Origin of the sequence: Pseudomonas citronellolis, from assembly GCF_029335315.1 — a bacterium.
Lineage (GTDB): Bacteria > Pseudomonadota > Gammaproteobacteria > Pseudomonadales > Pseudomonadaceae > Pseudomonas > Pseudomonas citronellolis_A.
Genome location: NZ_JARJLT010000210.1, coordinates 1 through 12,376, shown reverse-complemented (window position 1 = coordinate 12,376; position 12,376 = coordinate 1). Strand labels below are relative to the sequence as shown.

11 protein-coding genes are annotated in these 12,376 nt (G+C 66.3%); 8 read left to right on the top strand and 3 right to left on the bottom strand.

The window, feature by feature from the left end:
* The 3 genes from P3W75_RS16740 to P3W75_RS16730 form a co-directional block, all read right to left on the bottom strand.
* On the bottom strand, positions 1–751 hold a 751-nt coding region (locus P3W75_RS16740), incomplete at its 3' end, for an HvfC/BufC N-terminal domain-containing protein (RefSeq protein ID WP_276228431.1).
* Entirely contained in the window at positions 748–1,581 is an 834-nt protein-coding gene (gene bufB / locus P3W75_RS16735; protein WP_276228430.1) for an MNIO family bufferin maturase, read from the bottom strand. The genes bufB and P3W75_RS16740, both read right to left, overlap by 4 nt.
* Before the next feature lie 16 nt (positions 1,582–1,597).
* Positions 1,598–1,885 carry a BufA1 family periplasmic bufferin-type metallophore gene (locus tag P3W75_RS16730; protein ID WP_276228429.1) on the bottom strand — a complete coding sequence of 96 codons (288 nt, stop codon included), beginning with the start codon at positions 1,883–1,885 and terminating at the stop codon, positions 1,598–1,600.
* Between the two features lie 347 nt (positions 1,886–2,232).
* Between P3W75_RS16730 and P3W75_RS16725 the strand changes: the two genes are divergently transcribed.
* The 8 genes from P3W75_RS16725 to P3W75_RS16690 form a co-directional block, all read left to right on the top strand.
* On the top strand, positions 2,233–4,626 hold the full coding sequence (locus P3W75_RS16725) for a type VI secretion system Vgr family protein (RefSeq protein ID WP_276228428.1): 2,394 nt from the start codon (positions 2,233–2,235) through the stop codon (positions 4,624–4,626).
* A 1-nt stretch (position 4,627) separates the two neighbouring features.
* Positions 4,628–5,398, top strand: coding sequence for a DUF4123 domain-containing protein (locus P3W75_RS16720; protein WP_276228427.1), 771 nt, complete (start codon positions 4,628–4,630; stop codon positions 5,396–5,398).
* A 23-nt stretch (positions 5,399–5,421) separates the two neighbouring features.
* Entirely contained in the window at positions 5,422–5,955 is a 534-nt protein-coding gene (locus P3W75_RS16715; protein WP_276228426.1) for a DUF3304 domain-containing protein, read from the top strand.
* Between the two features lie 38 nt (positions 5,956–5,993).
* Positions 5,994–8,420 carry a T6SS phospholipase effector Tle1-like catalytic domain-containing protein gene (locus P3W75_RS16710; protein WP_276228425.1) on the top strand — a complete coding sequence of 809 codons (2,427 nt, stop codon included), beginning with the start codon at positions 5,994–5,996 and terminating at the stop codon, positions 8,418–8,420.
* 37 nt (positions 8,421–8,457) lie between these two features.
* Positions 8,458–8,997 carry a DUF3304 domain-containing protein gene (locus P3W75_RS16705; RefSeq protein ID WP_276228424.1) on the top strand — a complete coding sequence of 180 codons (540 nt, stop codon included), beginning with the start codon at positions 8,458–8,460 and terminating at the stop codon, positions 8,995–8,997.
* A gap of 38 nt (positions 8,998–9,035) precedes the next feature.
* On the top strand, positions 9,036–9,293 hold the full coding sequence (locus tag P3W75_RS16700) for a PAAR domain-containing protein (protein WP_276228423.1): 258 nt from the start codon (positions 9,036–9,038) through the stop codon (positions 9,291–9,293).
* Entirely contained in the window at positions 9,290–10,426 is a 1,137-nt protein-coding gene (locus tag P3W75_RS16695) for a hypothetical protein (RefSeq protein WP_276228422.1), read from the top strand. Before P3W75_RS16700 ends, P3W75_RS16695 begins: the two co-directional genes overlap by 4 nt.
* Positions 10,413–12,376: ImcF-related family protein (locus P3W75_RS16690; RefSeq protein WP_276228421.1), on the top strand; the 1,964-nt coding region annotated here is incomplete at its 3' end. The genes P3W75_RS16695 and P3W75_RS16690, both read left to right, overlap by 14 nt.

The window sequence follows — 12,376 nt, the reverse complement described above, 5'->3', positions numbered from 1 at the left end:
GTGGGGTGAGCGGAGCGAAGACCGCGGCCGCCAGCAGGCGACCGAGCAGTGCGGTGAAGTCGAGGTCGGCCTGGGTTTCGAGGGCCAGGGCGGAGGCGCGGTCGAGGTCGGCGCCGGCGGCGCAGGCGTCGAGGAAGGCGCAGGCGCCCGCGTCCAGCGGCTGCCAGGTGACGCCTCGCGGCCCGCCGACCAGCAGCGCGCCCTCGCCGTGCCAGGGCAGGGTCTCGGGCAGCGCCACGCCTTCGCGGTTGTAGCGCCAGAGGCTGTAGATCGGCTGCCCGGGGAACCAGCGCCAGCGCACGCCGACGCGCGGGCGCAGGGTGCGGGTGGCCAGCTCGGCGGCGTCCAGGCCGGCCAGGTCGGCCAGCGCCAGGGCGTCTTCCCGGTCGGCGCCGAAGGCCTCCAGCCACAAGTAGTCGAGCCGCGCCACGTCGGCCAGGTAGGGCAGCGCGCGGGCCGGTTCGAAGTCGGCGAGGAAGTCGGCGAAGGTCGCGCCGTAGAGGATCAGCCGCGCGTCGTCCGGCGGCGTCTGCCGGGCGTAGCGCGCGGCGGCGGCGTCGAACCAGTCGGCGCCGACCAGGCGTTCGACACTGGGGAAGTTGTCGCGCAGCGCGTCGACGCAGCCCTTGAATACGGTGTTGCGATAGACCGCGAAGCCGGGCAGGGCGGCCAGCCCCCGGGGTTCGTCGGTGGGGCGGCGGTAGAGGGCGTCGACGAAGGCGTCCTGGAAGTCCGCGAGGGAGTCGTTCATGCCACCCTCCGTTCCAGGTTGAGCAGGGTCTGCGCCAGCTCGCGTTCGCCGAGCAGTTCGGCGAAGGCGGGGACGTTGCCGTCGCGCTCGATCAGCGTCGGTCGCTGGCCCACGCGTTGCAGCAGGCGCAGGTAGAGCGCCCAGACGTCGTCGGCGATCGGCGCGTCGTGGGAGTCGATCAACAGCTCGCCGGCCTCGTCGCGGCTGTGCCCGGCGAGGTGGATTTCGAGGATGGCCTCGGCGGGGAAGCGCGCCAGGTAGGCGTCGGCCGCGAAGCCCAGGTTGTGTGCGCTGACGTGCACGTTATTGATGTCCAGCAGCAGGCCGCAGCCGGTGCGCCGCACCAGTTCGGCGAGGAAATCGATTTCCTCCCAGGCGTGGCCGTCCAGGCGCAGGTAGTGGCTGGGGTTCTCCACGGCGATGCGGCGGCCGAGGAAATCCTGGGTGCGCTGGATGTTCTCGGCGATCCGCGCCAGGGCCGCGTCGCTGCGCGGGAAGGGCAGCAGGTCGGGGTGGTAGTGGCCGCGCCAGGTGGACCATGCCAGGTGCTCGGAGACCAGCGCCGGCCGCACGCGCTCGACCAGCGTGCGCAGCCGTTGCAGGTGCCCGGCGTCGGGCGGGGCGTCCGCCGCCAGCGACAGCGAGACCCCGTGCAGCGACAGCGGATGGCGCTCGGCGATGCGCTCGAGCCAGGCGAGGCGGGGGCCGCCGACCAGGTAGTTCTCCGGGTGCACTTCGAACCACAGGCCCTCGGCGTCGCACGCCAGGGCTTCGGCGTAGTGCTCGGCCTTCAGGCCCAGGCCGGCGCCCAGGTTAGCTATTGCGCTCATGGTCGACGGCCTGCTCTCAGGACTTCATCGGGGTCAGCGAGCCCATGCCGTGGGGCGTCTTGATCGAGGTGCAGGTGCCGGCCGGGACGTTCTTCCAGTGCATGGCGTCGTAGTCCTTCTTCGCGCTGCCGGCGCAAGTGGTGCCGGCGCCGGCCTTGCAGTCGTTCTTGCCGGCCAGGGCGACGCCGTAGCATTTCTCCATGGCTGCGCCTGCGCCGGCCTGGGTGTTCATGTCGTCGGCCAGGGCGGCGCCGGCGAGGGAGGCGAGGGCCAGAGCGGCGGTGGCGAGGGCGATGCTTTTCATGGTGCGGTCTCCGAAAGGTTGGCTGGCCGGCGGAGGCTTTCCGGCGGCTCATGAACCAGTTCGGCGTGGCCGGCGATTCGGTTACAGCACCGCGAAAATTATTTTTCAGGCGGGCGCTACCGGTATCGGTTGCACGCGGACTTCATCGGGAAACGTCATACGGAATTTGGGGATTCTGGCGAGCAGACAGGCTGAGCCGCTGCTGCAAGCATCGAACGCTTGCGCACGGCAGGCCTTCACCCGAGATCGTCGCTACAACGGGAACGTCGCCATCTGAAGCAACGCCGTGCCTCGATGCATTCGTCCTGCGAATGCTCTCGCCCAGCGCAAGCACGGAGGCTTCAGACATGCTCGATGCGATTCGCCCGTTCTTCGACCATAGCCGGCACACCCTCAGCGTGGACGGCCTCGATGCGCCTCTGGACGTACTGGCCTTCGAGGGAACGGAAGCCCTGAGCCAGACGTTCCGCTACACCATCGAATTCACCAGCAGCGCCCAGGACATTCCCGCCGACGGCGTGCTCCGCAAGGCGGCCAGCTTCAGCCTGCGCGCCGCGCCCAGTACTGTGAGGGTTCGCGGATTTACCCCGCCGGAAATCGCGCCGCTGCGCACATTGCATGGGGTGATCACAGCGTTCAAACGGCTGTCGGCTTCGCGGGACGAGGCGAGGTACGAAGTCACCCTGGAACCGCGCCTCGCTCTGCTCGACAAAGGCTGCCAATACCGCATCTACCAGAACCAATCGGTGCCCGAGATCGTCGAGGCCATCCTCCGGCGCCATGGCCTTCTAGGGCAGGATTTCCTCGTCGATCTCGGCAAGACCTACGCGCAGCACGAGCAGATGCTGCAGTACGGCGAAACCGACCTCCTGTACCTGCAACGCATCTGTGCCGAGCGCGGCATCTGGTACAGCTTCAGCATGGATGCCAGGCTGCGGATCGATGTCGTCGAGTTCCATGACTCGCCGCTGCACTACCACCGCGATATCTCACTGCCGTTGCGTCCACTGAGCGGCATGGCGAGCGTCGGCCAGGACGCCGTCTGGGATCTGCAAGCCAGCCACCAGGTCGTGCAACAGTGCGTGAGCTCCCGCGCCTACTATTCGCGTGACGCCGGCGCCAACCTCGATGGCCAGGCCGACCTCACCCGGGGCGCGACCACCACCTACGGCGAGGCTTATCACTACGCCGACGAGCATTACGAAACGCTCGGTAACGCACATGCGCGAGGCAACGAAGAAGGCCACGCCGAAAGCGGCTACTTCTATGCGCAACTGGCCCATGAGCGTTACCTCAACGACCAGACCCGCCTGTTCGGCGTCAGCAGCAGCGCAGCCCTGGCCCCGGGGCAGGTGCTCAGAATCGAGGGTGGCGCACCGGACGCCTTTGCCGAAGGCGCGCTTATCGTCAAACTGCACAGCAAGGCCGCCCGCGACCGCAGCTTCGAGGTCCACTTCGAAGCCATTCCCGACAGCGATACGATCGCGTTTCGCCCACCCGTACCGCCCAAACCGCGCATCGCCGGCACCGTGCCCGCGTGCGTCACCAGCCCGCAACAGAACGACCCCTACGGGCATATCGACAACGAAGGCCGCTACCGCGTCAACTTCCGCTTCGACCGCGACGCCTGGGACGCCGGCCGCGAAAGCCTGTGGCTGCGCCTGGCGCGGCCCTACGCTGGCGACACCCACGGCCTGCACCTGCCCTTGCTGGCCGGCACCGAGGTAGCGATCGCCTTCGAGCAGGGCGACCCGGACCGCCCCTACATCGCCCACGCCCTGCACGACAACCTGCACCCCGACCTCGTCACCATCCGGAACTACAAGCGCAACGTCCTGCGCACCCCGGCGAACAACAAGATCCGCCTGGACGACACCCGCGGCCAGGAGCACATCAAGGTCAGCACCGAGTACGGCGGCAAGAGCCAGCTGAACCTGGGGCATCTGGTGGATGCGCAGAAGCAGAAGCGCGGGGAAGGTTTTGAGATGCGCACCGATGACTGGGGTGCCATTCGAGCCGGCAAGGGCCTTTTCATCAGCGCCGACGAACAGGTTCGTGCCGGTGGGCAGGCGCTCGCCATGCAGCCGGCGGAAAGCCTGCTCAAGGGCGCCGTGAACCAGATGGAGGCATGGGCCGAAACCGCCCAGTCCCACCACAACCCCGCGCCGGATCGCAAAAGTCTGCGTAGACTCCAGGCCGACGCCGCCCAGCTCAAGGCCCCCGCCTTGTTACTCAGCGCACCCAACGGTATCGGCGCCGTCAGCCCGCAAAGCATCCTGCTCGACAGCGCCCAGGCGCTGTACCTGCAATCGGCCGGCGAGGTCAACCTGGCCAGCGAGGATCGCCTGCACGCCAACAGCCGCCAGGCCATGAGCTTCCTGGCGCAGGCGGAAGGCATGCGCCTGGTCTCCGGCAAGGGCCCGCTGAACCTCGAATCCCACGCCGACACCCTGAGCCTGATCGCCCAGAAAGACGTCACCGTGCAGTCCGTGCAAGGCCACCTCCAGATCACCGCCAAACAAGGCATCACGCTTGCCAGCGGCGGCGCCTACATCCGCCTCACCCCGGACGGCAAGATCGAAGTGCATGGTCCCACCGCGCTCAGTCTCAAGGGCCAGCACCGCCTGACCAGCCCCACCAGCCAGGACTTTCCGCTGCCGGAGTTGCCCACTTCGGTCTGCAAGGACTGCCTGAAGAAAGCCCAGGCCATGGCCGCCGGCTTCGCGCCGAGGGAGGCCTGACATGACCCGCGTATCCACCACTCAATGGATCGAGTTGCTCGACGCCGCCTGCGCCGACGTCCCCACCCAATACCTTGATCTGATCATCGACCAGGCCGCCGGCGACCGGCCGCTGGTCCCGGTCGTCAAGGCCGTGCATCCGCCGCTGTCATGGCGTTCGTTGTTCAGCGGCCTGCCCGAGGAAAGCGCAGAGGAATTGGCACCGCTGCTGGTGCGTATCGACCTGCGCCAGCCCATCCAGCGGCTCTGGCTGCAAGGCCTGCTCAACGAAGCGGAGGGCAAGCCGCAGGTGCTGGTCCTTGGTTCCGCATGGGCCTTCGATTCCTTGGCCGACTACCTCGGCCGCTGCCTGGAAGCGCGCAACGGTGGCCAGCTCGGCCTGTTGCGCTACTACGATCCGCGCCTGTTCCAGCTGTTGATCCGCGACGTGCTGGAGCCTGGCCAGCAGCGCCAACTGCTGCGCCCGGCGGTGTTCTGGAGCTGGCTGGACCACGATGGCCTGCCCCGACGCCTGCTCGGCCTGGGTGAGCCGGAAGAGCGTGCTGCCCAGTTCGAGCCCATCGACCTCGGTGACCTGCAAGTCGACACCCTGATGTGTGCCAGCGACGCCACCCGCGCCCTCGCCAAGCTGCCGGTCGAAGACACGGCCGGGCGCTCCGCCGAGGAGTGCTTTCAACGGGCCTACGCCGCCATGCGCGAAGCCAGCGCCGCTGGGCTGATTGCCGACCCGCAACGCGAGGCCCTGGTGCGCCAGCACCTGGCCCTGGCCTGAACCTTCAAGAGGATACGGACATCATGCAAACCCCAACCCTGCCAGGTTTCACCCTTGCCCTGGCGCTGCTGACCGCCACCGGCTGCGCGACCGCGCCGTCACCCGCCCAGGCCGGCAGCGGCAGCATAGACGCCGTCAACCACACCCACTGGGCCATCAACCGCTTCAGCGTGAATGGCCAGAACGCCGTGGACATCATCGGGCCCTATCAAGGCGGTGGTGGCGCCTGTTGCTTCTCCGTACCGGCGCAATGGAAGCCGGGGATGACGGTGCGGGTGGATTGGGAACGCGGAGAAGCCAGTACGAAGGGATTTCCAGGGTTTGCTGACAGGGAAAAGTACAAGGCTTGGCTGAGAAAGATGAAGGCCAATAACCGCCAACTAAGCCAAGTTGTCCCGGTCCCCGATTACAGAGATCAGGAAGCTTGCGGCATCACCGTGCACTTCCTGCCCTGCGACCAGCTCAAGGTCACCACCTCCTGCCTCACCTATAACAACCCCGACTACCCGATCAAATTGCCGCTGGAAATGCCGGAGCCCGCCTCATGTCCGAAGTGAAGTCTCTGGCGAAGGTTTCCCTGCCGCCACTGTTCCCCGTGCAGGGCCGCCTGCCCGACCAGCAGCATCTGACGGCCCTCAATCTCGAGTGCCAGCGTGATCTGGAAACCGCCTACCACAACAGCCTGTGCCTGGCCGCCGGGCGTCGTGTTGTGCCGCCCTGTTGCAAGACCTTGCGCATCAGCCTGTTCTTCGACGGCACCGGCAACAACCTGAACGATGACCTGTTCCGCTCAGACACCCCGCACCCCACCAATATCGCCCGGCTGTTCCGCGCCAGCATCGGAGCCGGTTACGCCGGTGGCACCACCCTCAGCAAGGGCGCCGACAGCTTGCTGGATGCGGATGGTGTGGGCACCGGCGAGTACTACAAGTACTACATGCCGGGTGTCGGCACGCCGTTCCCCGAGGTGGGTGACCTCGATTACACCCCCTTGGGGCTGGCGATGGCGCGCTATGGCGAGGAACGCATCAACTGGGGGCTGATGATGATCATCGATGCCCTGAAGCGCTCCCTCCAGCAAGGCAAGCTCGCCCGTGTGGGCGAAGCGGTCAAGGCCATGGGCACGCTGGTGGATGTGGGCGGCATGGCCAACCGCCGCCGCGAGTTCGAGCGCCAGTTGAGGTTGCTCGGCGGGCCGTTGCGCCTGGCCCTGGAACAGCCCTCGCCGGGGCATCCCAAGCTCATGGGCCTGAAGCTGTATGTCTACGGCTTTTCCCGTGGCGCGGCGGCGGCGCGGGCCTTCGTCAAGTGGTTGACCGAGTTGCTGGTGCAGCCCGAGCCGGGACAGACCCTCGAACCTTACCTCGCCGTGGGCGACTTCAAGTTGCCGGTGAGCATCGAGTATCTCGGCCTGCTCGATACCGTGGCGTCGGTAGGCGTGGCCCATGCCGTACCGCAGTTCGATGGGCATATGAGCTGGGCCAGCGGTACCCAGGAACTGAGCAGCGAAGATACCCATCCGGAATTGATCAAGCGTTGCCTGCACATCGTCGCGGCGCACGAGCAGCGGCTGTGCTTCCCGCTGGACTCGATTCGCCGCAGCGATGGCCAGTACCCACGTAATAGTGTGGAAGTGGTGCATCCCGGTATGCATTCGGATCAGGGCGGTGGCTATACGCCTGGAGTGCAGGGAAAGGCGATCAGTGACGATGACAGCCTTTTGCTCTCGCAGATTGCACTGAACGACATGTATTCCGATGCTTTTAGGTATGGCGCTCCTTTGAAAGTATTAGAGGATGTCTTGCCTCCAAACTTGCGTGGCGACCGATGGCGAAAGATGGAGTTGGGGGTTGCTGAGGAGTTCGACGTTTCACCTGAACTTGTCGCGCGCTTCAACGCTTGGCGCGAACTTACCCTCGGCCTCTCCAATACTCCACAACCGCTACCCGCTGACCAGGTGCACCATTACACGCCCGTCGAAGGCAGCGCCCCTCTGGAGGAAGTGCTGCGCGATCAGATGGGCTGGATCACCGCCTGGCGCATCGACCGCTATGCCTTCGACACCCTGAAGCAGTGCACCTTCTACAAGGAGGCCCCGGACCGCGACGGTTCCAAGGCCAATCGCGATGCGTCGAAGCAGAAGAGCAAGGACGCGCAGGCCAAGGTCGAGGAACGGCGCAAAGAGGCCAAAGCCGAAGCGCGCACCAGACCCAACGAGGAGCCCAAACCGCCGGAGCCGGGCGTCCACGACTTCGATCCGGAAATGGACCAGACCCAGCTGCGCGAAGCCGCCCGGGAGTTCGGCGACGACTACCTCAATGTGCGCCGCGAGCCCAGCAGTTGGACGGAGTGGGTGCTGCACAGCGTTCCGATGCAGGCGGTGTACCTGATCAACGGCGACGACGAGCGCGTGGAGTACCAGCGCATGAAAACGCTGGGTCAGGAGCGCGTGCGCCTGCTGTTCCCGCCGCCCCGCGGCAAGCAGAACTTCCTCAGCGAAACCGAGCGCGGCGAGGTCGACGAGAGCCTCAACGCCGAGCAGCCCAGCGGCCTGGTCCGCGCCCTGTTCGATGACCAGGTACACGATTCGCGCGCCTGGTTCCTGCACTACGCCTTGAAGGGCACCCGAGAACCGTGGAACAGCTACTTCCGCGAGCGCATGGTGTTTTTCGGCAAGGAGTGCAACAAGGAACTCTCCCTGCTCAGCGTGGCCGGCGGCATCGTCGGCGCGGCGCTGATCGTTGGCAGTGTGGCGCTGGTCAGGAAGCAGCAGGGCTGGGCCGGCAAGCTGGCCATGGCTGGCGCCCTGTCGCGGTTCGACATCCTCGACCTGCGCAACGGCCTGCCGCTGCCCATGCTGGCCAACGCCGCCGAGCTGCAGGCACCCACCACCCATGTTGGCGAGCTGGTGGCCCAGCAACGCACCGCCATCAACGCTCTGCGTCTGCACCAGGCGCAACAGAGCATCGATGCACGCTGGGAAAGCTTCCTCGCCCAGGCCCAGGAGCAGATCGATGCCTAGGTCTGAACACACCCTTCATCCGTCGGGAGCCAGTGCCATGCCCGCGCTTCGTCATGCCTTGCTGTTCATCGCCACCCTGACCGCCACGGGTTGCGCTACTGCTCCGCTATCGGTCCAGGCTGGCAGCGGCACCATCGATGCCGTCAACCACACCCACTGGGCGATCAACCGCTTTAGTGTGGATGGTCAGAGCGCGATTGACGCCATCGGCCCGTACCAGGGAGGGGGGGGGGCATGCTGTTACTCCGTGCCTGCAAGATGGGTTTCTGGAATGACGATAAGAATTGAGTGGGAAACCGGAGCCAGTGGTTCAAGTGAACTGGCTCACGAGTTTCCTGGTTTCGCTGACTGGGAGAAATACCGTGCCTGGCGAGCCAAAGTGAATGCCCAAAAACGCCAACACAGCCAAGTCGTACCCGTTCCCGACTACAGCGGCCAGGAAACCTGCGGCATCACCGTGCACTTCCTGCCCTGCGACCAGATCAAGGTCACGACCTCCTGCCTCACCTACGGCAATCCCGACTACCCGATCAAGGAACCGCTGAAGCTGCCGGAGCCGAAATCGTGCTCGCGGTGAAACCAACCGCAAGGCAATTCCAGTCAGGAGAACTGAAGATGAAAGCCATAGTGCGCAAGGGCGATACCCTGAGCCCCTTCGGCGGCGTGGTGCTGGAAGGGCATTACGAGTGCGAGGGATTGCCGATGGCCTGCGTGGGCGACGCCGCCCGCTGCAACAAACATGGCATGACCCACATCGCCGAGGGCAGCAGCCTGAGCGAGATCGACGGTCGGCCGCAGGCGCTGGACGGGCACCGCTGCGCCTGTGGCTGCAGCCTGGTCAGCTCGCTGCCCGACACCCGGGTCGAGCAATGAATGCACCGCCCCACTTCGCGGCCTATCGCGAGGCCAGCCCGCCAGCCTACGCCCGCTGGCTGGCGGCCGGCACCACGCTACTGGCCCTGCTGGGGGCAGCAGGCGTGCTGCTACGGCCGTTCATGGAGCCACTGCTTGCCGCGCTGCTCGCCGCCGCGGTGCTGCTGGCGTGGTTGTTGGCCCTGATGCTGCGCACGCTGGTCTATCGCCTGAACCGGCACAACGCCTATCTGTATGGCCAGGAAGTGGCCAAGGTGGAACGTGCCTGGTGGGAGCGATACCGTCAGCACGCGAGCCTGATGCACTGCCTGCTGCTGGGCGCGGCGGGCAGCACGGCCGCTCACTGGCAGCAGGTGCTCGCCCGTCAGCAGCGCCCGCCGGTACCGGTCAAGGAGGGGGAAGGCAACGCGCTGCGCCTGCTCTCGGTGTTCGGCACGGACCCGGCGGAGCGGGAAAGACAGCTGGCGCGGCTATTGGCCATGCAATGGCGCGAGCAGCTGCCGGACACTCTGGCCGATGCGCCACTGGCTTGCTACTGGTTGGGCTCGGCGTCTGCATGGGATGTACTGGTGACGGACATGGCCGAGCATTGTCCCGAACTGCGTCTGCCCATGCAGCCGCAGGAGTGGCAGGGTCAGATAACGCTGGAGGCGATCATCGAACGTCTTCAGCTCGCACCCGACGCGGCGCGCATTCTGTGCGCGGGCTGCCGCTCCTTGTCGGCCGAAGTAGATGATCAGCGCCCGGCAGGGGAGGCGGCGGTGCTCTGGCTGCTGGGAAGGCCTGGTCAAGGCGTGGAAGTGGGGTGTGGCGAATGGTATGCGGCGGCGAGCGACTCCTTCGACCAAGTCGCCGAGCAGGCATGTCGACAGCGTCAACTGACTGACTCACCTGAAGAGTGCGTGTCGTTTACACAAGCCGAGGTCCCTGAACTGTCCGAGTTGGGTTGGCGCCTGGCTGGGCAACTGCAGGACACCTATTGGGGCGGCCTCGGTGACCTGGAGGCTCTGGTGGTTCAGACCCTGGCTGCCCTGTATGCGCAACGACAGGGCAAGGCCTGCGGCTGGCTGGCGAATTCCCCGGGCCGTACGTTGACCCTTGGTGTAGTGAGCCCCAAGCATGAGTCGGCCTGAGGTCAAACGGCTGGTGGTCTGGCCCAGCCTGTTCCTGCTTGGTGCGGCACTGGCCGTGCTGGTGCTCCTGGCCGCCGGCGCCTGGTGGTTCGCCGATCCACACCACGCAGCCAACCGCGAGTCACTGCAACCGTTCGCCCTGCGGGCAGGTGTCACCTGGGTTCTTCTGTTTGCCGCCTCGACAGCGGTTTGGCTACTGACGCAGACCGGCATTCGTGAGCGGGTTCGGCAACACATGCCGGCGCCTGGAACAGAAGCGGCTGGGACGCAGACGAAGGGCTCGCCACTGCCAGGCGAAGTGCGCGATTACCTGCGCGACAATTACGGAGTTTTCTGGCGCCGCCACGTCCGCGTATTGCTGGTGGTGGGCGAGGAAGATGAAATCAAGGCGGTGGCGCCAGAGCTTGCCGGGCAGAACTGGCAGGAGGGCCGAGGCACCGTATTACTCTGGGGCGGCAACCTGAAGGGTAAGTGGGAGAGCCACTGGCCGGATAGCCTGCGCAAACTGTCCTGGCGGCGTCCGCTGGATGGCGTGGTCTGGGTATTGACCGAAGCGCAGCGTGAGCATGAAGAGACGTTCGCGGAGGGCTCGCGCCGCCTTCAGGCTCTGGCGCGTAGCCTTCGCTGGCAGGCGCCGCTGTATCTGTGGCAGGTCTCCCGTAGCCAATGGGAGCAGGACGGCCAGGGCAATCCGGCGGTGGGCTGTCTGTTGCCTGGTGGGGCGTCGCCCGAGCACGTCGAGCGTGCATTGCTGCGGCTGCTGCCGCCGCTGCGCGAGCGGGGAATTGCACATCTGGAGGGCCAGGCGTCCCGTGATTTCTTCCTGCGCCTGTCCCGTGATCTGGACGTCACCGGCGTCAGCCAATGGCGACATGCGCTGGCGCCATTGCTAGGCAACATGTCCCGTGGTGTGCCGCTACGGGGACTGTTTTTCAGCTTGCCGCTGAAACCGTCCGAGTCTGTCGGCAAGCACAACTGGTGGCCGGCACCAGCCTGGAGCGCCATCCGCGAGGATGATCAGGCAGGGGGGCGCACTTTGGGGTGGACCTGGCTGCGCGGACTTCGGACCGCTGCACTTGCAACTGCCGCTCTGTGTGCCCTGGGGGTGCTGCTCTCCTATGCCAGCAACCGCAGCCAGATCGCCACGGTGGAAACCGCGCTGTCGACCCTCGCCCAGCCCGGCGACGCGGATGCGCAGCTGAGCGCGCTCAACGAACTGACCCGCGAGTTGTCGCGGCTGGACTACCAGCGCGAGCATGGCGTGCCTTGGTATCAGCGTCTGGGTCTGAGCCAGAACGATGCGCTGTTGGCGGCGCTGTGGCCGCGCTACGCGCAGGCCAACAATCGCCTGCTGCGCGATGTGGCGGCGGGGGAACTGGAGGCGCAACTGGTCGAGCTGGCCGCGTTGCCGCCGGGCGCCCCTGAGCGGGCGAGCCGTGCCGAGGCGGCCCATGCGCAGCTCAAGGCCTATCTGATGATGGCGCGCCCGGAGAGGGCCGATGCTGCTTTCCTGGCCAAGGTACTGAGCACCGGCCACTCGGCTCCACCCGGCGTATCTCCAGGGCTCTGGCAGGCGCTGGCGCCCAGTCTCCGGGCTTTCTACGCGCAGCATCTCGCCACGCATCCCGAGTGGCGCATCGATAGCGAGGCCACCGTCGTGGCCCGGGCCCGGCAGGTGCTGCTGGGGCAACTGGGGCAACGCAATGGCGTGGCCAATCTCTACCAGCAGGTACTCGAACGGGCGAGTAACGACTACGCCGACATGAGCCTGATGGAGATGATCGGCGAAACCGACGCGTCGATGCTGTTCGATACCCCCAACAGCGTGCCTGGCGTGTTCACCCGCCAGGCCTGGGAAGGGCAGGTGCGCAAGGCCATCGACGAAGTCGCCGAGGCGCGTCGCGAGGAGATCGACTGGGTGCTCAGCGATCAGCGCAGCAGCCTCGACAG

Bases quoted from the DNA above. Each gene is read 5' to 3' on its own strand.
- bufB (WP_276228430.1), bottom strand. From the start codon at position 1,581: ATGAGCGCAATAGCTAACCTGGGCGCCGGCCTGGGCCTGAAGGCCGAG.
- P3W75_RS16730 (WP_276228429.1), bottom strand. From the start codon at position 1,885: ATGAAAAGCATCGCCCTCGCCACCGCCGCTCTGGCCCTCGCCTCCCTC.
- P3W75_RS16725 (WP_276228428.1), top strand. From the start codon at position 2,233: ATGCTCGATGCGATTCGCCCGTTCTTCGACCATAGCCGGCACACCCTC.
- P3W75_RS16720 (WP_276228427.1), top strand. From the start codon at position 4,628: ATGACCCGCGTATCCACCACTCAATGGATCGAGTTGCTCGACGCCGCC.
- P3W75_RS16715 (WP_276228426.1), top strand. From the start codon at position 5,422: ATGCAAACCCCAACCCTGCCAGGTTTCACCCTTGCCCTGGCGCTGCTG.
- P3W75_RS16705 (WP_276228424.1), top strand. From the start codon at position 8,458: ATGCCCGCGCTTCGTCATGCCTTGCTGTTCATCGCCACCCTGACCGCC.
- P3W75_RS16700 (WP_276228423.1), top strand. From the start codon at position 9,036: ATGAAAGCCATAGTGCGCAAGGGCGATACCCTGAGCCCCTTCGGCGGC.
- P3W75_RS16695 (WP_276228422.1), top strand. From the start codon at position 9,290: ATGAATGCACCGCCCCACTTCGCGGCCTATCGCGAGGCCAGCCCGCCA.